The 24,869-nt window shown below is 41.5% G+C and carries 20 protein-coding genes; 11 read left to right on the top strand and 9 right to left on the bottom strand.

Annotated features, from left to right (window positions below; all coding sequences use genetic code 11):
- Positions 1–6 precede the first annotated feature (6 nt).
- Together FHW89_RS13280 and FHW89_RS13275 are read right to left on the bottom strand one after the other, a co-directional pair.
- Positions 7–687 (bottom strand): peroxiredoxin family protein, encoded by a 681-nt coding sequence (locus FHW89_RS13280; RefSeq protein WP_172335531.1) that lies wholly within the window; start codon positions 685–687, stop codon positions 7–9.
- 58 nt (positions 688–745) lie between these two features.
- Positions 746–940 carry a hypothetical protein gene (locus FHW89_RS13275; RefSeq protein WP_172335530.1) on the bottom strand — a complete coding sequence of 65 codons (195 nt, stop codon included), beginning with the start codon at positions 938–940 and terminating at the stop codon, positions 746–748.
- 199 nt (positions 941–1,139) lie between these two features.
- On the opposite strand from FHW89_RS13275, the gene FHW89_RS13270 reads away from it, so the two are divergent.
- Entirely contained in the window at positions 1,140–1,433 is a 294-nt protein-coding gene (locus FHW89_RS13270; RefSeq protein ID WP_172335528.1) for a putative quinol monooxygenase, read from the top strand.
- Between the two features lie 72 nt (positions 1,434–1,505).
- Here the strand turns inward: FHW89_RS13270 and FHW89_RS13265 are convergent, their stop codons facing one another.
- Positions 1,506–1,946 carry a carboxymuconolactone decarboxylase family protein gene (locus FHW89_RS13265; RefSeq protein ID WP_256367800.1) on the bottom strand — a complete coding sequence of 147 codons (441 nt, stop codon included), beginning with the start codon at positions 1,944–1,946 and terminating at the stop codon, positions 1,506–1,508.
- Between the two features lie 104 nt (positions 1,947–2,050).
- A complete protein-coding gene (locus FHW89_RS13260; RefSeq protein ID WP_172335526.1) occupies positions 2,051–3,355 on the bottom strand; it encodes a spondin domain-containing protein in 1,305 nt (434 codons plus the stop codon).
- 273 nt (positions 3,356–3,628) lie between these two features.
- On the opposite strand from FHW89_RS13260, the gene FHW89_RS13255 reads away from it, so the two are divergent.
- Positions 3,629–4,378, top strand: a complete 750-nt coding sequence (locus FHW89_RS13255) for an MBL fold metallo-hydrolase (protein WP_172335525.1) — start codon at positions 3,629–3,631, stop codon at positions 4,376–4,378.
- A gap of 448 nt (positions 4,379–4,826) precedes the next feature.
- On the opposite strand, the gene FHW89_RS13250 is transcribed toward FHW89_RS13255, so the two are convergent.
- The 4 genes from FHW89_RS13250 to FHW89_RS13235 all read right to left on the bottom strand — a co-directional run bounded on the left by FHW89_RS13250 (position 4,827) and on the right by FHW89_RS13235 (position 7,768).
- A complete protein-coding gene (locus tag FHW89_RS13250; RefSeq protein ID WP_172335524.1) occupies positions 4,827–5,105 on the bottom strand; it encodes a hypothetical protein in 279 nt (92 codons plus the stop codon).
- 170 nt (positions 5,106–5,275) lie between these two features.
- Complete coding sequence (locus FHW89_RS13245; protein ID WP_172335523.1) at positions 5,276–6,190, bottom strand: DNA-3-methyladenine glycosylase; 915 nt, start codon at positions 6,188–6,190, stop codon at positions 5,276–5,278.
- 109 nt (positions 6,191–6,299) lie between these two features.
- Positions 6,300–7,043 carry a zinc ribbon domain-containing protein gene (locus FHW89_RS13240; protein WP_172335522.1) on the bottom strand — a complete coding sequence of 248 codons (744 nt, stop codon included), beginning with the start codon at positions 7,041–7,043 and terminating at the stop codon, positions 6,300–6,302.
- A 155-nt stretch (positions 7,044–7,198) separates the two neighbouring features.
- Positions 7,199–7,768 carry a YceI family protein gene (locus tag FHW89_RS13235; protein ID WP_172335521.1) on the bottom strand — a complete coding sequence of 190 codons (570 nt, stop codon included), beginning with the start codon at positions 7,766–7,768 and terminating at the stop codon, positions 7,199–7,201.
- Positions 7,769–8,017: 249 nt separating this feature from the next.
- Here FHW89_RS13235 and FHW89_RS13230 point away from each other — a divergent pair, with 249 nt between their 5' ends.
- The gene (locus FHW89_RS13230; protein WP_172335519.1) at positions 8,018–8,797 is read left to right on the top strand and encodes an SDR family NAD(P)-dependent oxidoreductase; all 780 of its coding nucleotides are present in this window, start codon (positions 8,018–8,020) and stop codon (positions 8,795–8,797) included.
- 156 nt (positions 8,798–8,953) lie between these two features.
- Here the strand turns inward: FHW89_RS13230 and FHW89_RS13225 are convergent, their stop codons facing one another.
- Positions 8,954–9,433, bottom strand: coding sequence for a heme-binding beta-barrel domain-containing protein (locus FHW89_RS13225; RefSeq protein WP_172335518.1), 480 nt, complete (start codon positions 9,431–9,433; stop codon positions 8,954–8,956).
- Between the two features lie 488 nt (positions 9,434–9,921).
- On the opposite strand from FHW89_RS13225, the gene FHW89_RS13220 reads away from it, so the two are divergent.
- The 8 genes from FHW89_RS13220 (at position 9,922) to FHW89_RS13185 (ending at position 24,845) form a co-directional block, all read left to right on the top strand.
- Positions 9,922–10,509, top strand: a complete 588-nt coding sequence (locus tag FHW89_RS13220) for an RNA polymerase sigma factor (protein ID WP_172335517.1) — start codon at positions 9,922–9,924, stop codon at positions 10,507–10,509.
- Between the two features lie 111 nt (positions 10,510–10,620).
- On the top strand, positions 10,621–11,727 hold the full coding sequence (locus FHW89_RS13215) for a FecR family protein (RefSeq protein ID WP_172335516.1): 1,107 nt from the start codon (positions 10,621–10,623) through the stop codon (positions 11,725–11,727).
- 121 nt (positions 11,728–11,848) lie between these two features.
- A complete protein-coding gene (locus tag FHW89_RS13210) occupies positions 11,849–15,244 on the top strand; it encodes a SusC/RagA family TonB-linked outer membrane protein (protein ID WP_172335515.1) in 3,396 nt (1,131 codons plus the stop codon).
- A 17-nt stretch (positions 15,245–15,261) separates the two neighbouring features.
- The gene (locus FHW89_RS13205; protein WP_172335514.1) at positions 15,262–16,722 is read left to right on the top strand and encodes a RagB/SusD family nutrient uptake outer membrane protein; all 1,461 of its coding nucleotides are present in this window, start codon (positions 15,262–15,264) and stop codon (positions 16,720–16,722) included.
- A gap of 167 nt (positions 16,723–16,889) precedes the next feature.
- Positions 16,890–19,295: a zinc-dependent metalloprotease gene (locus FHW89_RS13200; protein WP_172335512.1), complete on the top strand. Its 2,406-nt coding sequence runs from the start codon at positions 16,890–16,892 to the stop codon at positions 19,293–19,295.
- A gap of 4 nt (positions 19,296–19,299) precedes the next feature.
- On the top strand, positions 19,300–19,875 hold the full coding sequence (locus tag FHW89_RS13195) for a hypothetical protein (RefSeq protein WP_172335511.1): 576 nt from the start codon (positions 19,300–19,302) through the stop codon (positions 19,873–19,875).
- 35 nt (positions 19,876–19,910) lie between these two features.
- The gene (locus FHW89_RS13190) at positions 19,911–22,370 is read left to right on the top strand and encodes a zinc-dependent metalloprotease (RefSeq protein WP_172335510.1); all 2,460 of its coding nucleotides are present in this window, start codon (positions 19,911–19,913) and stop codon (positions 22,368–22,370) included.
- 333 nt (positions 22,371–22,703) lie between these two features.
- The gene (locus tag FHW89_RS13185; RefSeq protein WP_172335509.1) at positions 22,704–24,845 is read left to right on the top strand and encodes an FUSC family membrane protein; all 2,142 of its coding nucleotides are present in this window, start codon (positions 22,704–22,706) and stop codon (positions 24,843–24,845) included.
- The last annotated feature ends 24 nt before the right edge of the window (positions 24,846–24,869 follow it).

Here is a 24,869-nt window from a genome sequence, read left to right as displayed (position 1 = left end):
TCAAGGTTATTTAGCAAGATTTTCGTATTTCAAGGCAGTGGCAACAGCCTGCAAAAGCGTTGGACTGATGCGCTGTTTAAAATCGGGATTAATATATTCAAATTGGATGACGCCGTTTTTGTCTAAAATAAATACGGAAGGCACAGGCAATAATTTATCTACATTCTTTCCCGCCGAACCTTCAGTCAAGACCTTGCTGTAAGCAGCCGGGGCTTTGAATGCGATACCAAATTGCTTTGATACCGCAAGGTCGGCATCAGAAAGCAAGGTATAAGATAGCTGGTGTTTGTCGGCACTTTTATTCAGATTGTCAGGGCTATCGGTGCTTATGGCGATTATTTGGTAACCCATTTTGACTAGTTCTTCCTGAATACCTTGTACACCTGCTAGTTCCTTATTACAAAACGGGCACCAACCACCACGATAGAAGAATAAAACGGTTGGCTTATCACTAAGATGCGCATTAAGATCAAATGGCTTCCCGTTTGCAGCAGGGATGCTAACCGAAGGTATCTTTTCACCAATAAGGAGCGGACTGATATCGGTGGATTGTTGGGGGTATATCTGCGTAGCTGTAGTATCGCTTATGTTTAATGACAAGGCTGAGGCGTTGAAAGCGGTAAAACCAAGCAATAGTATGGTAATAAAGTTCAAGTAAAAAAAATTAAAGTTAGCCTTTAGTTTCATATAGATTAGATTAATGGAGTTAAAAAATGCCAACAAAAAGCACTGCTGGCGGCTGATATTACATTTTCGTCGTGTCCTTTTTTATTTTCGACATTTTGTCTGATGACTTGCTCATTTTATCATGGCTCATTTTAGACGTCTTCTTGGTGTCTTTTTTCATCGGGACCATTTTATCCTGCGCGTGAGCGCTTAATGATAAACAGATCGCGGCAATCGCGGTTAACGATAGGGCTTTAAATTTTAATGCTTTCATTTTGATTTTTTAGTATAAGATTTCCTCCTTAGTAGTATTCTTTGCCAATACCTTACAATATTTTTTAATAAAAAATTTTACGAGCTTCTTGTAAGGATTTTATGATTGTTACGACTAACATCAAACATTAAGTAGCGCGCATTAAGAAACATAGCCCTGCTTATATTTCAACTTACTTATTCAAATAATATATGTCACCATGTTAAAATTTTCTTTATTAGTCAAGCTGGAAGCAAAAGCAGGCAAAGAACAAGAACTAAGCGATTTCCTCAAAAGCGCATTATCATTAGCCCAGCAGGAAGCCGGAACGGTTAACTGGTATGCCCTGCAAATTGGCGCATCTACATTCGGCATATTCGACACCTTTGAGACTGAAGCGGCACGGGAGGCGCATTTAAACGGACCGATTGCTGCTGCATTGCTGGATAAAGCCCCCGAGTTGCTATCCGGGAGCCCGGTAATTGAAAAAGTCGATATTTTAGCTGTGAAGTAAAATAAAAAGAGCGACAGGTGTCGCTCTTTTTATTTCTGAAGCATGTATCAATTGCTGGCGTACCGGGAAAATCTACAGGAAGAACGATAAAGCCGTGCAGGTAATTACTGATCGTTTTATCTCCTTTACCAATATCATATCTATCAAATGGGCCTCGCTATAGTCCGCTGCTAAAAAATAATCTACTAAAGCTGCATCAGGCAGTCCGCTGTTTATCGCTGTTGCTTTAACAAACTTCGCCAAGGTACCAAGCCTGGTATCGAAATCGATATTCGCCTTACGGATCAGTAGAATCTCTTCCGTTGTAAAACCCTGTAAACCTCCAGCTACAGTATGCGCTATAAGGCAATAAGCGCATTCATTAACCTGGCTTACAACCAGGTTAATGACTTCCCGTTTTCTAGCCGTCAATGTATTTTTCCTGTTTTGGAGGACAAGGTAGTCTGCCAAGGCATTTGCATTTTGGCGAAATAGACGTACAGATTGGGAACCATACTCCAGATTAACAAACATATACCGGTTCATTTCTGATGTGTCAGCTTTCGTGAGAACTATAAAAGCTGTCATATCAATATGGAAAAAAGTGAGGCCGCCTATGCAGGCGGCCTATAATTTAATTATTTAAGGGTCACTTTGATAATACCGGTAACTGGCGGCAACGTGGTAAAGGCATTAGGATTTGGAACCGCAGTAATAGGTTGACTTTCCTTTAATGGAGTTCCTGCAAGGTTGAACTGCGTAAGTCCCGCACCGGGAAATTGATTGATTGCAGTTCCGTCATCGAACAATTTGATCGTGCCAGAAATGTCACCTTTTTGCGTGGCATCTACTCCATTATCGGCCGAAGCAAAGAACCAGTCATTCGAAAAACCATACATGGTGGCAATAGCCAAACGGTCGCCGGCGGCAACGTCAAGCTGTTGTGATACAACGCCGCCTTGCTTGCCTGCTATACTTGGTAGCAACACTTTAGTATTCGGCGCTGGCAAAACATAAACAGCCTTAACCCCTTTAACCGTTTTTAAATAAGCAGCGAGTGTATCTGCATTACCTTTTTGGGCCAATGGGGTAAGGCCTTTGCCTGCATCTGATTGGTTGGTGGTGTAAATAGGGTTATTAATGCCATTATATACAACTACCAGGACGGGGGACAACGGTGTGAAAATTCCTGTGATAGATTTAGCATATGCACTTAAAGCTGTGTTGTCACCAGCTTCAGCAATATTAGTTAAACCATTTGCCGTCGGCTGACCAACCGTATAAAGTGGATTTGGAGCCTGAAGTGCTCCGCCAACGATGTAAGAGACACTCCAAACGCCAGGGCTTAGCGGCGTCTCGTTGGTTGTGCCTGCCGACGTATTTTGCAGCGTCAACGTGAAAGTGGAATTACCATTGTATTTCAGCGTTGCCTTAACCAGTTTCGATGCAGGGAGGTAGGTGTTCCCTTGCGCGTCTGCGCCGATCACTTCTGAAATATTTTTCGCCTCTGTGACGCCTGGATGTGTTACTGTTGATCCTGGTTTCTGATTTACTCGGGTACCGTTGTCCCAAAGCTTAATCTGTGCGGAAACATCCCCCTCGATCGGGTTGCCGCTATTATCATAAACCTGAATACCGGGATTTGCCGGAGCAAAGAAAAGATCATTTGAAGCGCCGTACATGGTCGCAAAAGATAACGCTTCACCTTTTGCAGCTGCAAACGTGATCGTCGTTGACTGACCTGGTTGTATTAATGCCGGCGTACCGGTGCCCTGGAAGGTGCCGGATTCGACCAAAGGTTGGGATTCCAGCACATTCTCGATGGTAATCGTATTGGACTGAGGCGTTACCGGACTGTTATTACTGTCCTTTTTACATGCGGTTAAAGCGAAGGGCAGCAAAGCTGCCAGGGAAATTAATTTGATTTTCTTAAGTGGATTCATTTGGGTAATTTTTCTCCTTTGTCGACCCAGTTACAATTTGCTTACAGAAAAAAAGAAAGTTCATGTAAAACAGACATTCTCGTGACTTTCCCAGCACCCGGATTGGCTTAACCACGGGCAAATTGGGTTCTTTCTGATGATTCACTCCTGGCATGCGGCGATTCTTAACGGATTTTTGATTGATCACATCAATTCTATTTTTACAATGTTCTGTTCCTTTATCCGGCCAATGTGCGCACTTTTACAATAGGAATTTTAACGACGATGATAAAGATGAATAAGCATTTCAACGTGATTTATTTAGGTGGGCCGACTGTGATATTGGAAATCGGTGGTTTGCGCCTGATGACCGATCCGACCCTGGACCCTAAAGGTGAAACATATATGTTAGGTGATAAGCCTGGTTATTGGAAAACAGCCGGCCCTGCAATAAACAATATAGGTCATATAGATGCAGTTTTGCTTAGTCATGACCAGCATAAGGATAATCTGGATAACGCAGGAAGAGAATTGCTCGAACAAGTGGAAACAACGATTACGACAATTGATGGAGCGGTACGCCTGGGCGGGAATTCAAAAGGGTTAAAGCCTTTTGAGAGGATTGCATTAAATGACAGCATTTCTGTTACCGCAACCCCAGCTCGCCACGGGCCCGCAGGCACTGTTCACATCACAGGTGAGGTTATCGGTTTCGTCGTAGAAACAAGTGATGTGCAGGTCTATTTTACCGGCGATACCGTGTATTATGATGGTATTCAGCAAGTGGCTCAGCAGTTTAGCCCAGGTTTTGTTTTTATTTTCGCGGGCGCGGCGAAACCCCGAGGCCCTTTTAACCTGACTATGGGTACCAATGATGCCCTTGATACTGCATCCGCATTTCCTAAAGCGGTCATCATTCCGTTACATTTTGAAGGATGGTCGCATTATACCGAGTCTGATAAAGAATTGCGACAGGCCTTTGATATTGTCGGCATGGGTAATCGCTTGAGAATACTTGAGCCGGGAATTGCAACCAGCTTTTAGGAATTTTGTCCGCAGTATAAAAATGGTGAGCTCAACAGGCTGGCTCACCGTTCGAAAATTAATTGATTGGTTGCATTTCTGCAGTGATTTTTTAGTTAACAAGGGGTCTCAAGAGTATTCGCCTACATCGGGAAGTATCAAAGCTAACAGACCTGCTATACAAACCAGGTTTAATTAATATCCATGTGCTCCAAACACCGACCTTGTGGAGCCAAACCTGTTGAGATAGGAACCAAAAATATTACCCAGAATTATCTGAACGCCTGCAAACAGACAAGACGTTGATATTATTGCTTGTAAAATCGTTACATTACGAACTTTCGCAGCAGGCAAATTGACGCAAGAGCCATTTTGAAACATTTATGGCAATCAGCCCGCCTTGGCGAGTTGGGGGGACAGAGTGTGACTGCTCTTATGATTGTGACTTTGAGCTTTTACCGGGCCAACGCTAAACAGAGCGCCAGATCTTAAAACAGTTTTCATACGTACCATCCAGATCTTTTATAACAAGCGATAAGTGTTCATTTCGAATTGGAAAATGCTGGTCAATGGTACGATAGATTTGTTGGAGAAGGTTGCCTAACCGGTGCTCGACTTCGAACCTGGAAAGGGAAACAACTATTTGATTGGCGACCGTTTGAACGGTACCATTGGAAAGTTCACTTTTGATCAGTTTGGCTACAGAAGCGCAAAGACTTGCGACCTGGGAGATTTCAATCGGGTTCATTTCAATTTTCTTTAATCAGTAAAAAATAAACCAGCTTTCTGTACGGTGGCTGTACAAATATATTAATCAAGGAATTATTCTACTAAGTTCTGACGCCAATTTCTGTAGGCCTTATACAGCAAAGTCACTAAAAAGCTGGTTTATTAACATGGAAACCTCATTTCACACCCTCAGGGGTTAACTGCGACTGGGGATGTTAATGGCTTTGACAAGCTCCGCCAAAGATAATTGACGAGGTACGCCTGCCAACCGTTAAATCTATCAAATACGGCATTCACCCCATTCATGTCCGCTCTTCCGTTTATCAATTTGTGATTTTCTAACGCCCTTAATAACCCTACATCACCTAAAGGCAGACCAGTGGGGTCATTGAGAGATTGCATTATTACTGCGTTTGCCGTCCACAAGCCGACGCCCTTTAGGGCAGTCAATTTTTGTACACGTTCTTGGGAGGATACGGCCAACAATATCGATTTGCTGAGTTCGCCAGACGCAAACGCCGTTGCCGCATTGATAATATAAATCGATTTTTGTCTTGAGAACTGTAACGCTTGTAAATTTTCGATGGTTAAATTTTGGAGCATCTCGGCCGGTGGAAAAAGCATTAGTTTTTTGCCGTCGTAATCTATGCTCCCACCGTATGTTTGAATTAATGCGCGCTTCAACTTAAAGGCGAAGGTCATGTTGATTTGTTGGCTGATAATACTCCATATTAACGTTTCAAAAGTTTCAGGGTTTCCGATCAAACGAAGCCCTTTGAACTCCTCCGTCATGTAACTCAGTTCCGGATGTTGACTCAGAATTTTATAAAACGGCATCAGGTCTCTTTTGAGATCAAGCCAGTCTTCTACGAAGCTTTGAATGAATGGTGCAACTTCCAGATCTTCTGTATTAAGTTCGATCAGGATATATTCATCGCTCTCAGAAACGGTAAACGGAACATATTTACCATTCACTCTGATTGCCCGGCTAACACTTTCCTCATCAATTAATATGAGAGAGTCATCAAAATCCCTGTGAATAAACCATAAACACTCCTGAAAAGAGAATAGTTCAGGCCTTTTAATTTTTATTATAGATTTCATTTGATATAAATTCTTAAATTTTGTTTTTGCAGCAATTTTCGAAGCGTTTACCGGAAGAAGAAATCGTTATTTTCATACCGGCAAGCGAATTGAATGTCCCTTCCTCGTTTTATGTTATTGCGCCCTCCGACACCAAGCCTTCATCCACCAAAATACGCCCACAAAATTCGCAAACAATAATCCTCTGATGGAGTCTTATCTCCGCTTGTTGTTGCGCAGGGGTGTGGTTAAAACAACCTGAACAGGCATCACGTTCAACAGTAACGATTGCCAGGCCGTTCTTCGCTTTCTTTCGCAGCAGGGTATAGGCCGCCAGAAGGTTGCTATCTATATCCCTACCGGCGTCTAAAGCCAGTTGAGTTAGCTCCTTTTCTTTCGCTTGTGTCTCAGCGGATATTTTGTCAAGTTCGTCCTTCTTGATAATCAAATATTTTTGGTTTGCCTCGAGGTCGGTTTGAGCCGAGCGATAATCACTCGTTTTATTGACGATGTCGCCTTCGATTTTCATCAGCCTTTTCTGATGTAGCTGAATATCCAGGTGTTGTATTTCTATTTCTTTAAGCAGCGCATCGTATTCCCGGTTGTTTTTAACAGAACCCACCTCACTCTGATACTTACTCACGGCATCGTTGGACGCCCTAATTAAGTTCTTCGTGTTATCAAATTCGTGTTTCAGGGCATCAAGATCATTTTTTAACTGGTCTACCCTCGTTTTTATTCCGACAATTTTATCCTCGTAATCAGATACTTCCTCCGGCAGCAAACCCTTCAATTGACGAATTTTGTCAATTTGGGTATGCAGCGCCTGCAGCTTATATAGCGCTTTAAGTTTGTTTGCAATTGTGGTTTCCATAACAATTTTGTCTTAGACTTGAAAAATTCAACTTTTCTAAAAATTAAAATGCCTTATCTCCTGCCGTCTTATTTTTCAGCTCAAACTCATGGTTCATTTCACAATGTGAGCAAGAATACGGGTGCGGCCGGTGGCGATCACATTTTATCATGAGCTCATGCAGCCTCCCTGATAAACTGACAATTAGCGGTAATCACAACGTCTTCACCAAGCAACAATTGGCCTCCTTTGGTGTGTATAACATCCCCCACGCCGAAGTCTATTCTGTTAATCGTCGTGCTGATGGTAAATCCCGCCCTGATTTTTCGCCCAGCCTCCAAAATTGCGCCTCCGAAGGAGCCATGCATAATGACTGGCTTTGTAATTCCTTTAATGGTAAGTATTCCTTTTATAGCAAATTCTTTTTTCTCGGCTGAAAGAAATTCCCCTGGCAGTCCATCACTGCCTTGTATGATTTCTGTGCTCGTAAACAATATATCGCTGTACCGCGAAGCATCAAAATATTGATCATTTTTTAAATGCGCGTCCCTCATTGGATTGTGTGTGTTCAAAGAATTTACGTCCGCTACTAGCCGTACCTGTGTAATATTTTTAAACCCAGTCTCGTCCGTTTGAAAACTCGCGTCAAAAGAGGTTATAAATCCAGAGATCTTGGAGATCACGAGATAATCTGTCTCAAATCGCAGCTCACTATGCTCACGATCAATTTTCCAGTTACTTTTCATGTTGTTGTCAATGTTAAATTTTGCCTTGCCGCCAAAGTGTTCTGATGAGATCCTTCATCGTATTAATGCTCTGTGAAACGATAAATATCTTTCATCGGGTCATCAGGCTTCTAAGCATACATTGGACACAAAATTGGAAAAGTGTGACATGTTTTTGAATCATAGGCAAAGTTTGCTGCCCGGGATTTGGGCTTATTTTCTGGATTGTCACAGAAATTGAAATCGTTGTCTAACCGTAAATCTTAAAATATGAAACCTAACGAATTTAAAGGAAAAACCGCCCTCATAGTCGGTGGTACAAGTGGAATGGGAAAAGCAACTGCTCAATTACTCTCGTCACTTGGAGCTAACGTAATAGTTGCTAGCAAAAGAAAAGAAAGCGTCGCAGAAACCGTTACTTCGCTCTTAACGAACACCGGTGATAATTTTGTTAAAGGGCTGATAGTGGATCTCGCAGAACCGGTCAGCGTCGAAAGATTTATCGATGATCTGCGAGGTGAAGGCAAAATCGACTATCTTGTGAATGCATCCGGGATTTTCAGGCCAAAACCTTTTTTAAACACCACGCCAGAAGAATATCTCGCGCTGCTTAACATCAACCAAGGATTTTATTTTATCACCCAGGCGGTAGCGAAAATTATGAAGAACAACGGCGGTGGTGCAATAGTGAATATCGGTTCATATTGGGCAGATAACGTCGTGAAAGGAATGCCCACCTCCGCTTATTCTATGGCGAAATCTGGTTTACATTCTTTCACTAAACACCTGGCGGTTGAACTTGCACCGGATCAAATACGTGTAAATGCCATTGCACCGGGCCTCATCGAAACTAATGTGCTCAATGATGTTGTTGGATTGGATAAAGTAGAAGAAACATACAACAGTTTCACTGGGCTTAATCCAACAGGTCGAAATGGTAAAGCTGAAGAAGCAGCTAGCGCCATTAAATATCTACTTTCTGAGGAAAGTTCGTGGGTGACAGGGGTGATCCTATCAGTCGATGGCGGGATGGCTACCGGAAGAGGGTGAAATTATTAAACGCAGATATTTTCATTTATTTACGGGGCGTCAAAGCAGGCTTGAATTTCGAAGACATTGATCCGTCCCGTAAATATCGAATTTATTCCGAATTGAATCGTTGCAAGATGACATTGCCTGCGGCATCGAAGGTTGCATCTAGTTTTATTATTGGTGTCTGACTAACCTCGCCTTTAAATGATTTTGAAATTCAGTTGCCTGGTGTGTAGACATATTCAATTCATAAGTGATGCTGTCTTTTTCGAATGTGAAAATACGTTGCGAATGAATTGTTTTCGGGTCAACCTGGATGTTTACGCTATCAAAAACAAAGTGGTCATTGTCGTATGACGTCAACTTGTACTGCTCCATACGCCCGCCAACTTGCACACTATGAAGCAAAATGTCATTCTCCTTTAATAAGATAAACCCAGTGTCCCAAAATACGGTTTGGCCATTATTGCTCGTGTTATTTTTATACCATGTTTTTTGATTGAAAAGAATGGCATCTTTATGTTCGTCGGGAATAAAAACTGTTACTTCGGTGTAGGCAGTGTCGTCTATTGTCGGGAATTTGGCAAACCCTTCACCCATCCAATCACCTACTGATAATTTTTTTATTCGGTTAATTATCTCCTTCAAATCCATGATGCAGCTGGTTTAATTAAAAAGTCTATCTGCAATTATTCCTTGCAGGCACAAATCTACCCGTAATAATTGCAGTTTGTAAAAAATATTTTGAGTTTCTTGGCCGCTTCAACTTTCCAAGCGAATTTTTAAGAGATATTTTTAGTTCTTACTACTGAAAAGTTAATATTTGAATTTTTGATCGACAGATATTGACAAATATTAAACAATTCAAGACAATGATTTTATTTGTAGGTTATTTTTTCTTATCATTCCTAATAATTTTAAAAAATTCAGTCAATATTTTGTAATTATGTTAATTGTTTATCAATTACCGCGCATACGTAAATGTATATTTGATAATGCAAAACCGTTTTAACTCCCTTGTAATTAGGTGATAATAGCTTTTTATTGACGTTTCAATATACTGGAAAAATGAAAGATGACTTTTATTTATCTGTCCATGAACCCTGATAATCAATTTTCCCCGTAAGTAAATGAGGTAATGTATGGATGGCTATAGTGATTTTCCGGATTCTCTGCTCGTTGAACGATTAAGATCAGATGATAGGGCGGCTTTTGCCGAAATTTATCGTCGTTATAAAGGTCCTCTGTATGTTCATGCCTTCCATCGGCTACAAGACAGAGAGGAAACCAAAGATTTGTTACAACAGTTATTTGCAACCCTTTGGGAAAATCGAAAACACTTGAATATCGACGGTTACTTATCGGGCTATCTTTTTACTGCCGTAAGAAATCGAGTATTAAAATTTGTCGCACGCCAGAACGTTAATTCGAGATATATTGCATCTGTTCAGTCTACGATAAATAATACGTCTTATCAATCAGATCAACTGGTAAGGGAAAAAGAGCTTTCAGCGATCATTGAGAAAGAAATAAGCGCGCTCCCTACTAAAATGCGCGAGATATTTGAATTGAGCCGCAAGCAGCATCTTTCAAACGCGGAGATAGCCGAAATTCTTGACATCAGTGAGAAAACCGTCCGTAATCAACTTAACAACGCTTTGTCAATACTTCGCTCAAAACTTGGATTGTTCGGCGTGTTGTTTGTTATGTTATATCAACATAAATTTTAATTCGTTGAATATCAACTTATTAATAATTAACGTAAAAATAACCTTAAATTTATTTCAATTTAATCTGGGCAAATCCTTATTCAAGGGGTCTTTATCATCAATTATCTAAAGATGAATAAAGAACAAATTCTAGCTTTGCTTTCAAAATACGCTTCGGGAGAATGTACTGAAGAGGAAAAAGTATTATTGGAGCATTGGTTTTATATTCAAAATTCAACAGACTTACCGTCTATTGAAGAAATTAATGCGGATTTGGATGACGTATGGAGCGGCCTTCAGCAAGAACCTGTATCGATGCGCCTTTGGCCTCGATTTGCTGCCGCGGCTTCTATTATACTATTTCTTTCTTTTGGTGCTTACGTCATTACCCGTAAAGCGAAGCCAGAATCGAATCGCGAAGCGAAAAATCAAATCATTACTCCCGGACATAATCAGGCTACGCTTTCTCTTGCTAATGGGAAAAAGATAATATTGACTAAGGGTTTGTCCGGCCGACTGGCAATCCAAGGTAAAACAAATATCATTGCGTCTCAAGGCAATATTTCATATGCCGGTTCTGCCGACGAGAAGAGTGTTAGTTACAATACCATGTCTACTTCAAAAGGTCAGCAATCTCCTTATCCCCTGGTTTTAGCGGACGGCACAAAAGTTTGGCTAAACGCAGATTCAAAGTTGACCTTTCCGACTGCGTTTATTTCTAGAGAAAGAAATGTCAAACTTAAAGGCGAAGGATATTTTGAAGTGGCTAAGGATCCAAAACACCCTTTTATAGTAACTACCGACAAACAAGAAGTCAAAGTTTTGGGAACCCATTTTAACATATGCAGTTATGATGATGATCCTGCCACAATCACCACTCTTATAGAAGGAAGCGTCGAGATAACTGAAAAGAAAAATGAAAGGGAGGGCATTCTTAAACCGGGCCAACAATCCATTCTCTCGAGCAACCAGATGAAAATTCGTGAAGCTGATGTTGATGAAGCAATCGCCTGGAAAGACGGATATTTTATGTTCGAAAGCGGCGATATCGAATCAATTATGCGAAAAGTCGCCAGGTGGTATGATATTGAGGTCGTATATGAGGGTCCTATACCACAAACAAAATTTTATCTCTCGGCTGACCGTTTTTCAAGTATTTCGAGTCTTTTAAAACCTTTGGAATCTTCCAAAAGAATACATTTTAAAATCGAAGGAAGGAGGATTACTATAAGTAAATAACGTTTCCTCAACCTCTAATTCATGGTCTGCAGAAAAAAAAAGCCAGAAGTGCTACAACACCGCTGGCCAAGTTCGGATCATGTTAAACTACGTAATTGTTAAACCTTTAACGAACATTCAAATGTATAAAAATTATACTAATAGAATTTCTTTGCCTTTTCGGTGGCAAAAATACCGAAATCTTCTACTGGGCGTCCCGCTTTTTTTATGTCTTATTTTTGTTGCTTCTGTTGCCAACGCACAATCTATTACGGCCAGCTTTAAAAACGCTCCCTTAAAGTCTGTTATTAAAGAGCTAAGAAAACAAAGCCATTACAGCTTCTTTATTGCAGAGGACCTGTTAAACACGGCTCAACCCGTAACGTTGAGCGTTCAAAAGGAAAATTTAAAATCAACTTTAGATCTGATATTTAAAGATAGCCCGCTTACTTTCATTATTGAAGATCGATCTGTAACGATTACCGAGAAGGACAAAAAGCCCGGTAAACAAAAATCTTCCTCTGCCTCAGTGACGGCATTGGGACTAGTCTATAATGAAGACCATGATCCTTTAGAGGGGGCAACAATCCGAGTGAAAAATAAAGACTTAACTACAACTACCCAACGTGGGGGAGTTTTTACATTGCCAGGGGTTGAAGAAGGAGATTTACTTCAGGTAACCTATATTGGCTATGCACCGGAAACGCTTTCGGTGACCGGAAAATATCAAATTGTAAATTTAAAACGCGCCCAATCAGAACTCGACGAAGTCCAGGTTATTTTTAACGGCAAAACGAGTCTGCGCAGTAGCACCGGTTCACAAGTAACTATCACTCACGAACAATTAGCGGTCTCTCCATCACCAAATATAATTGAAGCCCTCGCCGGTCTGGTTCCTGGATTAACCATCACTCAAAACGGGCCGAATGCGAGCGCCAACTACGCAATCACACTAAGGGGAACAAATGCTTTGCCAGTTAACGGATCTTCCGATTTATTGCCCTACGTGAATCAACCTTTGATTTTACTCGACGGTTTTCCTATAGCGCAGATGCCTGGCACGACGGGTGGACCTTCTTCATCAGGTCAATTGGGAACCTTTAGCAAAAGCTCTTCTCAGAGCGCAAATGGTTTGAGTGCCCTGTTTTCACTTAATCCTGCAGATATCGAAAGTGTTACGGTATTGAAAGACGCCGATGCGACCGCTATTTACGGAACAAGAGGGGCTAACGGAGTTATAATCATAACGACAAGGAAAGCCAAAGGTGGCGATCTGGTCGCTAGCGCTTCTGTTCTGTACGGTTTATCAACTTACGCGCGAAAGCTCGATCTGATGAATACAGACCAATACCTGGCTATGCGAAGGCAAGCCTATAAAACTGATGGTAAGTCTCCGACAGCCAGTGATGGCCCGGATCTTTTGACATTTAGTCAAACTCAAAATACAAACTGGCAAAAGGAACTTTTGGGAAGCAAACCAACTTACACAGCGAATTTTTCAGTGTCAGGAGGAAAGGGTACAACGACGTTTATCGCCAACGGCGGTTATTTCTATTCCGATGGCGGAGTAAAGGGAGCGCCAAGCGCAACCCTTAGAGACTACAATGAGAAAAGGACCAGTTTTTCACTGTCTACACAAAGCGTGTCCGCAAATGGCCGTTTACATTTAGACTCTTATTTCGGTATTTCCGTGGTCAACAATGATTTGCCGGCGGGCTCACTAGAGAGCCTGATATTTTTAGCCCCGAATGCGCCGTCACTTTTTGATGCGCAAGGAAATCCGAATTTTGCTGGTTGGGCCGAAAAGGGCGCTGTATATCCTGGAAGCGCACCAGGCGTCTTCCTGCCTACTAATACCAAGAATACCGCAACTAACGCCAATATAAAATTCGGGTATGAAATTCTTAAAGGATTAATTTTTAATCTTGAAAGTGGCTATTCTATCAATAATATAAACTCGTTCTTCGAAAGTTCGTCTCTTTACACCACCAACCCAAGTACGGTTGCTCTTTATGCGTCCATCGGACTTGGAACCAGCTCTTTTAGGAGCAGCAGTTTCAATTACGGAACGATCAGTAATTTTACGTTGGAACCCAATTTGAATTACAATCGCAAGATCGGGAAGGGATACCTCAATGCACTGGCTGGTATAAGTTACAATGATCAGGCTTACAATACCCAAAGTTTTGCCGCATCAGGCTTTACGAATGACTATCTGGAGCGAAGTTTGGTTGCCGCCGGATCGATTACGCCAAGCGCTAACCTGGACCAGCAAAAATTAGCATCTGCCTATGCGAGGTTAAATTACAGTTATAACGCCCGGTATATTCTAATGGTTTCAGGAAGACGAGACGGAGCTAGTACATTCGGACCGGATAAACGTTGGGGCAGCTTTGGATCAGTGGGCGGTGCCTGGGTATTTTCAGATGAGGAGTTTTTGAAAAAAATGAAAAGCGATTTCTTTTCATTTGGAAAGTTACGGTCTAGCTATGGAATCACGGGAACCCCAGTGAATAGCTCATTCGGCTACCTATCCACGTTCACCGCTGGTTCTGGATATACTTATGAGGGACAGTCGACTTTTAACATTACCCAAGCTTCAAACCCAGACATACGCTGGTCCCAGACCAAAAAACTTGACATCGGGACAGACCTGGGATTTTTGAATGACCAATTGGTAGTAGCCGGTGATGTTTATAGGTCTTTAACCGATGATCAGATCGTTACTACAAACTTGGGATCTGTTACCGGGCTCAATTCACAGGTTATCAATCTACCCGCTAAAGTTCAAAACAAAGGCCTTGAAATTTCAATAAGTTATCGTTCTGAGGCGATGCATAAACTTACCTGGTACCTGGCTGGAAACATCGCCTTTAATGCGAATAAGCTTGTTTCATTTCCGAATTTGAAAACTTCCGCATTCGCAAACTTTTATGATGTCGGTCAGCCGATTGGGCGAGTTAGAGTGTATAATTTACCGCCGTTAAACAGCCAAACAGGCGTTTACGATTATACTAATATCCCGCCAAATTACGTATTCGTGAACTTCGCACCGAAATTCGCGGGCGGCATACAGCAAGGAATAAATTACAAAGGATTTAGTCTGTCACTCAACTATGAGTATAGGAGCCAGGCTGGATTTAACAGTTATAGCCAAGGAGCGGTTTTAGGCTCGTATCAAAGCGGAATCGGAAATCAGTTAGTGAATGTTGGGAAAGATAGCTGGAAAAGTCCGGGGGATCAAACGATTTTCCCGAAGCTATCGAATAGCTATACCTCGAGCTTCTTTCTAAATTCACAATGGCTCGAAACACAGGTGTTTTATATCTCATTAAAGAATGCTCGCCTTGGTTACACACTTCCTAAATCTGCGATGAAAAAGATCGGGATAAATTCTTTGGGATTTAATTTGGCAGGAAACAACCTCTTTTATATCACCAACTATAAAGGTCCTAACCCGGAAAGTCCGAACCCGACCATTACGACAGGTTCATTGTTACGCCGTCAGTTCTCAGCAGGTATAAATGCAACGTTTTAATCTTAAGTATTCGCAAAATGAAAAGAACAATACGAATAAAAAACAAAGTGATTAGCCTCTTATTAGGCTTTTCAGCGCTGTGCATCGTTTCGTGCAAAAAAGCGCTCGAAGTTCCCTTGCCTTCAAATCTTATCCTGGTTCAAAATGCTTATAATGATGATGGTACTGCAATTGCCGCCGTCAGTAGCATGTATACGCAAATGACTAAACACACCAATTTTGAGTGGGGTGGGATAACGGCTAACACTTCTCTTTATAGCGATGACATACAACGTTCCTCTAGCGGAGTTACTACGAATAATTTTTATATAGCAAATCTTACTGCAGCAGGTTCAGATGTTAAGTCAATGATGGCTGAAGCATATTCGACGATTCTTTATATAAATACTAGTATCGAACAATTAACTGCTAGTGCCTCTTTATCACCACCAATCAAAAAACAACTGTTAGGTGAATGTTATTTTGCCCGGGCATATACCTATTTCTATATAGTTAATTATTGGGGCAGTGCTGCCGCAATGCCATTAACAAGTGAGCTTACGATTAGTCAGGTATCACCAAGCACACCGGCGGACAAAATTTATGCACAAATAATTGCGGACTTAAAACTTGCACAAGCGAATCTAACGAATGCTTATCCCGTTACAGATAAAGGCAGGCCGAACCTGCAAGCGGCAAATGCATTATTAGCCCGAGTTTATCTGTATTCGGGAAAATATGCTGACGCCATTACCCAAGCTAGCGCAGTAGTTAATAGCGGGTTGTACTCCCCACTGCCTTCTCCAGCGGTCAGTTTTTTGAAAACAAGCAATGAAATTATCTGGTGTCTGCAGGGCCAAGCCAGTCCTACGCTCAATCCGACTCCGGATGCTTATCTTTTTTTTCCCACAAATTCCTATTTCCCACCGACCTATACGCTCACCCCTAGCTTGCTGGCTTCTTTTGAACCAGGGGATCTACGTTATACGAATTGGGTTTATACGGTTGCCGTTAGTGCGGTGATCGGATCACCTGTAAAGACTAATTACTATGTTCCCGGAAAATATAAACAGCCTACGGCTTCATCCATTTCTTCGGCAACAGAAAACTACGTTTTATTGCGGGCAGCAGAAATGTATTTGGTATTGGCGGAAGCTTATTATAAAACCGGTGACTTGCCAAACGCGGTAGCTAACCTCAATGTCATTAGAACCAGGGCAGGATTGGCCAATTTGTCTCCATCGTTGACGATGGATCAATGCAGGGCCGCGATTGAGCAGGAAAACCGCATCGAATTTTTTGCAGAACAAGGCCATCGCTTTTTTGATCTTAAAAGATGGCCTGGCATTTCCGGAGGGAAATGGCGTTCTGACGAAGTTATACCCGTATCAAAAGCCGGGGTGCCAAATTTTACCTGGGCCACTTACAAAAATTATTTTCCAATCTCTGATCTTGATCTGTTGTCGGATAAAAATCTTATTCAAAATCCTGGCTATTAAACTTGATCTACGGGGGATATAATTCGCTTGACATGAAATTGCTACGCCCCCTCGAGGCTTTAAGCCAAAGCGGGTGTAGCTTTTTAAAATGCTGCCAGAGAAGGTGTATCACAAGGAATAAACATATTACATGCCATATAAATCGCCTCCTTTTATTGAATTCAATTATGAATAAATATATTCTCTTTTGGCTGCTTTTTTTTGCCATTACGGCGACATCCGCACAAACAGCAAAAAAGTTTCGGCCTTTTAACTCGGTCATTACCGAAGATGCCATTGCCTCTAAGGGGCTTTTTAATACCTATCAAGTCCGTGATTCTGTATTTATTGAAATTCCTGATTCGCTTTTAAAACGGCCGATCATGGCAATCAATGAATTTGTCAAAAGTGCCGTTAGGGCGACGGATAAAGGGACACTATTAAGTCCTTCTAAATTGCCAGAAGAAAACCTTAACTCGGTGACTTTTTATTTTGAATCATTTCGCTCAGAAAACATCTTGGCTAGGCACTCGCAAGATAATATCCTGGCAGATGTAAACAGCAAAATTCGAAAAGCCGTGAAGAGAGCCAATGATGATGAGATTCTTCAGACAATGAAAATTGTTGCTCGAAGCGAAAACCAATCTGCATACCTGGTTGATGCTACCGACTTCATTAACAACACGACTTTATTTGCGAGCGCGCCGGGAACTGCGAAGCATATCGACTACGTGCGAAGTTATCCCACAAATGTCGATTTCGGTATTGAACGAGTCCTTGCCCAAGATCCATTTTTAGGTGGATCAGATGAAGTCATCGTCAATACTTCCTTTATAGCGCTGCCAAAAATACCGATGCGAGCCAGAATTTTTGATTCAAGAGTCGGCTTTTTCAAGCCCCTCACAAACGTAAAGACCATTTATGCCGACAATCAACAGGGAAGCGCCACTGTGAAATATATAGACCGCTGGCGCATGGAGCCCAAGCCTGAAGATCGCGAACGTTATTTACGCGGAGAATTGGTCGAACCGTCAAAGCCCATTATTATTTACATTGATCCGTACACCCCAAAAAAATGGGTTAAATATTTGATCATGGGTATTAATGATTGGCAAGCCGCATTCCGGCAGGCGGGATTTAAAAATGCAATTAGGGCAGAGGAATGGCCCAAAGATAGGCTAGCCGATCTTCACGATGCAAGGTATTCATTTTTATGTTACCTGCCATCATCCACTCCAAACGCATATGGGCCTCATATTTCTGATCCCCGTACAGGAGAAATCATTCAAACTCATATTGGATGGTTTCACAGCGTGCAGGTCATTCTCGACGGCTGGTATAAATCTCAGGCAGGCGCGTTAGACTCAAATGCAAGGAAACTAAAATTTGACGATGAATTAATGGGGCAGTTGATCAGGTTCGTCTCCAGTCATGAGGTTGGTCACACTTTAGGTCTCGCACATAATTTTATTTCCAGCAGTGAAACCCCGGTAGAAAAAATGCGTGACAAAGCATACCTTAAAGTTCACGGACATACCAGCAGCATCATGGACTATGCCCGATTCAATTTTGTAGCACAGCCTGAAGACAGCATTCCTAAGGAGAATCTGTGGCCTCATATCGGTGAATATGACAGATGGGCTATTCAATGGGGGTATAAATATCTTGCTACGAACGATATCGAGAAAGACAGGTTAATAATGAGCAAATTAGCCTCGGATAGTTTAAATAGTAATCCAAGACTTTTATTTGGTAATGAAGAGATGGAAGTCTTTCCACAACTTGGAATGCTGCCAAACGACCCAAGGATTCAAATGGAAGCCTTAGGTGATGATAATATGAAAGCTAATAGCTATGGTATTAAGAACTTTAAAAGAGTTTTATCCGACCTCCATAGCTGGAATTATGAGGAAAATGGCCAGTATGACGAAACAGCACAAGTTTACACTTGGCTGTTCAACCAATATAAGAAATTTATAACGCAAGCGATCGCCTACGTAGGCGGAGTTCAACGGACTTATAAAAGTGAAACTCAGTTAGGAGCAGTTTACGAATCAACACCGAAAATCCTGCAAAAAGAGGCGGTAAGTTTCATAAATGATGAATTATTTAAGACGCCAAATTGGCTTCTAAACCCCGCTATATTAAATAAGATATCAGCTCCCGTGGGGACCAATGATATTGCTAAACTTCAACGTTCGACATTGAGACAGTTGCTGGACTTAAAGACGTTTGTTCGGCTCACCAAGGGAACTACGCTATTACGGGATGATAGTTATACGCCAAATGAGTATTTATCTGATTTGCATAAATCGGTTTGGAGCGATATTAATGAGCGCCAGCTAACAGACGTAAACAGACGGGATCTTCACATAACCTATTTGAACAGCGTAGCCATCTTGCTCACAAGCCTCGACCCCAACGTGAAGGAGACCGCTTGGTGGGAAGCGATATATAACGATTTCAAAAGAATCGACAAAGAGGTGAAAATAGCGGCTGCAAACTGCCCTGATGACACAGTTCGGGAGCATCTCCAATCAGTAGAGTTTCTTATCAACAAAATTTATAAATCATTGCAATCCAGGAATACATAATCTTATGAAAACTAAAATTTTAAAACACATTTCCGCAGCTTGTCTCTTTTTAGGAGCCTCAATTTTTTTATTTAGCTGTGGTCTACCAATTGGAAACACTAGTAATACCAAAGGCGGGCGAAAAAAAATGCTTTATTCTGATGGCGGGGGGATTGGCTGGGATGCATATAATTCAACAGGTTCGACTGCAGCAAATCAGTCGGTTGATCAAACTCCTTATCCTGCTCTACCTTTCCAAATTGCCGATACCGTAATTAATTTCGGGACAAATAAGGCATCATTTTATGTAGTGCGTGTGCCCTCTGATAATTTTGACTTTTTACTTCCGTTGGCTAAAATTTATGAACCTTATTTGGTCAGCTCAATGAGTACCTGGGCTCAAACTGGCAGATCTGGAATCGCAATAGATTTTTCGTCGGGTAGCATCAGTCGCCGTAGCTTATACTCTCTGAACAATTCTTCACTTCATGTTTCGATTCCGTTAGTGATTCTTTACGATGACGCCTCCCAGGCGCGAGCAAACAATTTAACAAAGCTTATCCAATCCTTGAACACGATTCGCATTACCGAATTACAATAACCCACTCAAAAACATTGATACTAGCCAACTCAAAAATGAAAAAATATCTAATTCTATTCATCATATTACTGTCTTTTGGCAATGCCAAAGCTCAACTGCCTTTTCCTTTTGGCCAAACGAAGCCGAAAACCGAGGGCGACCGATTGGACTCGCTGTTAGCGCTTTTGAATGGGAAAAAGAAGAATACGAAAATCAGACCCTATCAGGCCGTAATCACCAAAGATGCAGTATCGGAAAAAGGCCTCTTCAATGTATACCGCGTCCGTGACTCTATTTTTTTTGAACTACCTGACAGCTTATTTGAACGACGGGTACAACTGATTAAACGTCTGACTAAAGGAACAGCCAGCAAAGGTCCTGCGGGAACAATAATGCCTGGAGAAGAAATTGACGACAAAACCGTCTATTTTTCATTTGGGCGTAATTCAACTATTGATCTGTACGAAGATGTGATTTTAAATCTCGCCGATCCTAAAAGTAATATTGCCGCCGCTGTTAAAAACGCCAGTGCAAATCCTATACTAAATAGTTTTACCATCGTCGCCATTGATAAAAAGCGAAGTGTTTACCTTGTTGACGCTACTAGCTTTATAAAATCCAGGACTCCGTTGAATAGCATTGGTACTGACGCGACGGCCAAAGCTTTTGACCTGGATTATGTGCACGCATATCCGATCAACGTTGAATTTGGGATTTATTGTACGATTGGGAATTCAGCGGTTCCAATACAGCTCAACGCTTCGTTTATTGAGTTGCCTAAAGTGCCTATGCAACAGCGTATTTTAGACCGTCGCATAGGCTATTTGAGCGACTTCGCCTATTACTATTCCGATGACCAGCAAAAGGTTGAAAAACGTAATTTTATACTGCGGTGGAATTTACAACCACGTCAGCAGGACGTGGAGAAATGGAAGCGTGGCGAATTGGTACAGCCGTCAAAACCGATTGTCATTTATATTGACCCCAATACGCCTAAACAATGGGTAAAATATCTTATTCTCGGGATAAACGATTGGCAAAAAGCATTTGAAAAAGCGGGATTTAAAAATGCGATTATGGGAAAAGAATGGCCAAAAAACGATACGATACATTTAGATGACGCCAGGTATTCTTTCATAGATTATATTCCGGTTGAGAAGACCAACGCCTACGGCCCCAATATCCATGACATGCGAAGTGGTGAAATAATTCAAACCCATATTGCGTGGTACCATAATGTAATGTCGTTATTACATAACTGGTATTTGATACAGGAAGGCGCTAATGATCCTCGGGCCCGAAAAGCTAAATTTGATGATGAGCTGATGGGGCAGCTAATCCGTTTTGTGATCAATCACGAGGTCGGGCATACTTTAGGCTTAAAACATAATCTGGGCTCTAGTAGCCAAACACCGGTAGCTAATCTCCGAAACAAGGAGTGGTTGAAAAACCACGGACACACGGCAAGTATTATGGACTACGCGCGTTTTAATTACGTTGCTCAGCCCGAGGATAAAATTCCCGCGGAATATTTAATGCCTCGAATTGGAGAATACGATTATTGGGCTATCGAATGGGGTTACAAATATTCTGGAGCGACCTCAGCTGAGGAAGATAAAAAGATCTCCGGAAGATGGATCACAGAAAAATTGGCAAAAAATCCTCGCCTATGGTTTGGAAGCATGGAGGGTGAAAATAAAAGTTCCCCGGGATGGACTGTAGATCCCAGGATGCAACCCGAAGACCTGGGCGATAACAATATGATCGCCAACACTTACGGTATAAGGAATTTAAAACGTATACTCCCGAATCTGGCAAAATGGACACAGGAGCCCGGTGGTCAGTATGAAAACTTGAATTCCGCCTATGACGCGTTGACAGATCAATTCCGCAAGTACATGGGCCAAGTTTTGGTAAATGTAGGCGGAATAGAACGCACCTATAAAAGTGAGGATGAAGCCGGTGACATCTACGCGCCTGTACCAAAGGCGATGCAGGAACAGGCTCTTGCTTTTTTCGGCGAGCAATTATTTACAACGCCGGCTTGGTTATTAGACGCAGAGGTTATAAATAAGATACCTCAGGACAAAGGCGATCCGGACTTTGTAGGGGATTTGCAGGTACGAGTACTAAATTCATTATTGGACACTGGAAAACTGACATCTATTTCCAGCCTAAATTCCAGGTTTGGTAGCCAGAAAACGTTCTCTCAAAGTGAATATATCGCTCATATTCATAAAATGATCTGGGACAATTTGGCTACGGGCAAACCGATGGATTTTTATAGAAGAAATCTTCAAAAAAGTTATATCGGAGCGCTGATTGATATTATAGTTACAGTTGATCCAAACGTTACGGAAACGGAAAGCTACACAACGGCGAGGACAGAATTGATACGTTTGCGAAAAGAATTGGAAAGCGCATTGCCTAAATTTAATAATGCCGATGACAGAAATCACATTGAAAGCCAGCTCGAGGTTTTAAAACGGGCGTTTAATGAGAAATCGTCTGCGTAGCCGCACATTGTGAAAATGTTGCAATATCGATTTTTTGCTAAATTTTATTCAATATTTAAATGGATCGGCTTACAAGCTGGTCCATTTAAGTTATCAACTATATATGAGGCAGCTGTATTCCAGTACGTACAAAATAATTTTATTTTAGATTTATGCCTTTTTATTTTTTAATAAACAATAAAGAGTTCGACTGGTCTCTTCATTTTCTTATTCAAGAAGGCCGGCCAAATGCTTAAATGGAGCGTATTCCTATTAAAGCGGGCATAGAAGTTTTAGCGGTTTGGTCCGCACTTCCTTTTTTATCACCATTCCTTTTAAAGGCACTTTAGGCACATGCAATTTTATAAGAAAAAACTGTTTGCCAGTTACAATTATTATTCATTTTTATGGCGGGTAACCGATGCGATAAGAATAACGCTTTCTATCGTTTTCCCTGTGGCACTATTGTATGCGTATGGCATACCATCGGCCGCCATGCCAATCGGGATCGGGTCGCTGCTTGCCAGCTTGATCGATTACTCAGATGTCTGGAAGGAAAAGGCGAAGGTTTTTCGAATCCTGACAGTTTTGTTTTTTCTTATCTGTCTCATGGTATCTGAGGCCTTGCTCTATCCAATTTCCATAGTCACTATTATTTTTTTATTCTCGTTTGGGTTTTCGTTTTTTCATGTGCATAGCAAAAGGTGGGCTATTGCGGGTTCCGTCTGCATCGTACTTATGGTATTTGCAATTGCCTTTAGGCCTACTAACCCTGTTTTATTTAGCGCGCTGGTTACCGTCGGTTCTTTATGGTATTACCTGTTGAGTTTCATTTTCTATCGTCTTTGGCCATTTAGATCAGCCAATCAGGCCATCATAGAGTGCATGATAGAAATGGGCAAATTCATGTATTGTAGAAAAAAATTATACGACCCTGATATTCCACTTGAAAATGCATTCAGGCTTGTCATTTCCGGACATGAAACAGTCAATGCGAAACAGGAAATGCTACGATCGCTGATTTTATCAGATAAAGTAATCGTTAACCAACAGAGTAAAAGCTCCAAAAAGTTGCTTCCTATATCAATTATCCTTATTGATCTTTATGAACAGATACGTGCTATGCCTTTGGACTATGGGGCACTGCGGCGAAATTTAAGAAAAGATGAGTTATCCCTAGTTCGCAATTATATTCAGATAACGGCTTTGAGGCTGATCAAGTTAGCCATAACGAAATTCAAAATGGACGCAAATTTCAGCCATCCGGTTTTTCAAACTAATTCTGCTATAATTAGCCAGCAAACTAGGCAGCACGCCAGCAAGCAGATCGGCTCAAAAAAAGAAATCTTTGAAGGTATTATTAAAAACATCGATAACATTTCAGCCCAGCTCGAAACGCTGCAGCGTCTTATTTACGATCGTGACGGGATTCCAATCGCTGTCATTGAACCGTTGAAATTCGCCAAATTTGTAGAACCGCCCAATCGCCTGACTGGTCAAATCAGGAAGCACTTCACTTTGAATTCCGATACTTTTCGTTTTTCGCTGCGCATGGCGGTGGCGATGACGACTGCTTACTCCATTTCAACAATTTTTTCTTTGGGGCACTATAGTTATTGGATCATGCTCACGATTGCTTTGGTGCTCCGGCCTGATTTCGTTTCGACACAACGGAGAAGTTCAGCCAGATTAACGGGTACATTTACTGGCGTAATCGTTGGGATTCTACTGACGCTGGTATTCAATAATTTTTCTTTTAACATTTGCGCGCTATGTGTTTGTTTAACGGGCTATTTTTATTTCTTGCAGATCAGTTATGCGACCAGCGTGGCTTTTATCACCACGTTCGTAATCATCGCCTTGTCTATGGGCAAAAGTAACCAACCCATGTTCGTGACGGAGAGAATATGTGATACCTTGTTGGGCTGTGGCTTGTCATTTTTAGCGTGTTTTATTTTTCCGGCTTGGGAGGTTAATAGTCTTAATAAAAACCTAAACGAGTTGATAAAGGCCAACCTGGGCTTCGTCGAAAGCAAACTTGATAAGCTTAAATTCAGGACCCCGGATTTTACACACTATAAACTATCGAGACGGTGGTTTTACATTAATTCGGCTCAATTTACAGAAGCAGCAAATCGAATCAGTCATGGGCCAGGCAAAAATCGAGTTAATCTGCCAGCAATCGAACGATTTGTGATTTTGAACTACTTGCTTTACGCTGCCATATCTTCTATGGATGCAGGGAGTTTTTATAATGAAGGCTCATATGATTCTATCATATTCGCCATTGAAAACGCGGTAAAAGTACTTCGATCTGAATCTTCGCCCTTTAAAGATTTTCAGCGCAATTTCACCCATTACGGCTATAACGTTCCTCGCACTGATACAATGATTTATAATAGTCAAACCTGTAAAACATGGCATAGCGACTATATTCAACGCCTTGCATTCGATATAATCTTTCAGTTAAATTCTATAACTAAGAATAAGGGGTAAAATAATCACCTGATCAGGTCCCTT

This window comes from Mucilaginibacter sp. SG564, from assembly GCF_013149275.1.
In the GTDB taxonomy this organism is placed as follows: Bacteria; Bacteroidota; Bacteroidia; order Sphingobacteriales; family Sphingobacteriaceae; genus Mucilaginibacter.
The sequence above is the reverse complement of the archived record's forward strand: the minus strand, read 5'-3'. Positions and strand labels throughout refer to the sequence as shown.

What these genes read in the sequence shown, in the direction of transcription:
- FHW89_RS13280 (WP_172335531.1), bottom strand. Translation starts at nt 687, where the DNA reads ATGAAACTAAAGGCTAACTTTAATTTTTTTTACTTGAACTTTATTACC.
- FHW89_RS13275 (WP_172335530.1), bottom strand. Translation starts at nt 940, where the DNA reads ATGAAAGCATTAAAATTTAAAGCCCTATCGTTAACCGCGATTGCCGCG.
- FHW89_RS13270 (WP_172335528.1), top strand. Translation starts at nt 1,140, where the DNA reads ATGTTAAAATTTTCTTTATTAGTCAAGCTGGAAGCAAAAGCAGGCAAA.
- FHW89_RS13265 (WP_256367800.1), bottom strand. Translation starts at nt 1,946, where the DNA reads ATGTTTGTTAATCTGGAGTATGGTTCCCAATCTGTACGTCTATTTCGC.
- FHW89_RS13260 (WP_172335526.1), bottom strand. Translation starts at nt 3,355, where the DNA reads ATGAATCCACTTAAGAAAATCAAATTAATTTCCCTGGCAGCTTTGCTG.
- FHW89_RS13255 (WP_172335525.1), top strand. Translation starts at nt 3,629, where the DNA reads ATGAATAAGCATTTCAACGTGATTTATTTAGGTGGGCCGACTGTGATA.
- FHW89_RS13250 (WP_172335524.1), bottom strand. Translation starts at nt 5,105, where the DNA reads ATGAACCCGATTGAAATCTCCCAGGTCGCAAGTCTTTGCGCTTCTGTA.
- FHW89_RS13245 (WP_172335523.1), bottom strand. Translation starts at nt 6,190, where the DNA reads ATGAAATCTATAATAAAAATTAAAAGGCCTGAACTATTCTCTTTTCAG.
- FHW89_RS13240 (WP_172335522.1), bottom strand. Translation starts at nt 7,043, where the DNA reads ATGGAAACCACAATTGCAAACAAACTTAAAGCGCTATATAAGCTGCAG.
- FHW89_RS13235 (WP_172335521.1), bottom strand. Translation starts at nt 7,768, where the DNA reads ATGAAAAGTAACTGGAAAATTGATCGTGAGCATAGTGAGCTGCGATTT.
- FHW89_RS13230 (WP_172335519.1), top strand. Translation starts at nt 8,018, where the DNA reads ATGAAACCTAACGAATTTAAAGGAAAAACCGCCCTCATAGTCGGTGGT.
- FHW89_RS13225 (WP_172335518.1), bottom strand. Translation starts at nt 9,433, where the DNA reads ATGGATTTGAAGGAGATAATTAACCGAATAAAAAAATTATCAGTAGGT.
- FHW89_RS13220 (WP_172335517.1), top strand. Translation starts at nt 9,922, where the DNA reads ATGGATGGCTATAGTGATTTTCCGGATTCTCTGCTCGTTGAACGATTA.
- FHW89_RS13215 (WP_172335516.1), top strand. Translation starts at nt 10,621, where the DNA reads ATGAATAAAGAACAAATTCTAGCTTTGCTTTCAAAATACGCTTCGGGA.
- FHW89_RS13210 (WP_172335515.1), top strand. Translation starts at nt 11,849, where the DNA reads ATGTATAAAAATTATACTAATAGAATTTCTTTGCCTTTTCGGTGGCAA.
- FHW89_RS13205 (WP_172335514.1), top strand. Translation starts at nt 15,262, where the DNA reads ATGAAAAGAACAATACGAATAAAAAACAAAGTGATTAGCCTCTTATTA.
- FHW89_RS13200 (WP_172335512.1), top strand. Translation starts at nt 16,890, where the DNA reads ATGAATAAATATATTCTCTTTTGGCTGCTTTTTTTTGCCATTACGGCG.
- FHW89_RS13195 (WP_172335511.1), top strand. Translation starts at nt 19,300, where the DNA reads ATGAAAACTAAAATTTTAAAACACATTTCCGCAGCTTGTCTCTTTTTA.
- FHW89_RS13190 (WP_172335510.1), top strand. Translation starts at nt 19,911, where the DNA reads ATGAAAAAATATCTAATTCTATTCATCATATTACTGTCTTTTGGCAAT.
- FHW89_RS13185 (WP_172335509.1), top strand. Translation starts at nt 22,704, where the DNA reads ATGCAATTTTATAAGAAAAAACTGTTTGCCAGTTACAATTATTATTCA.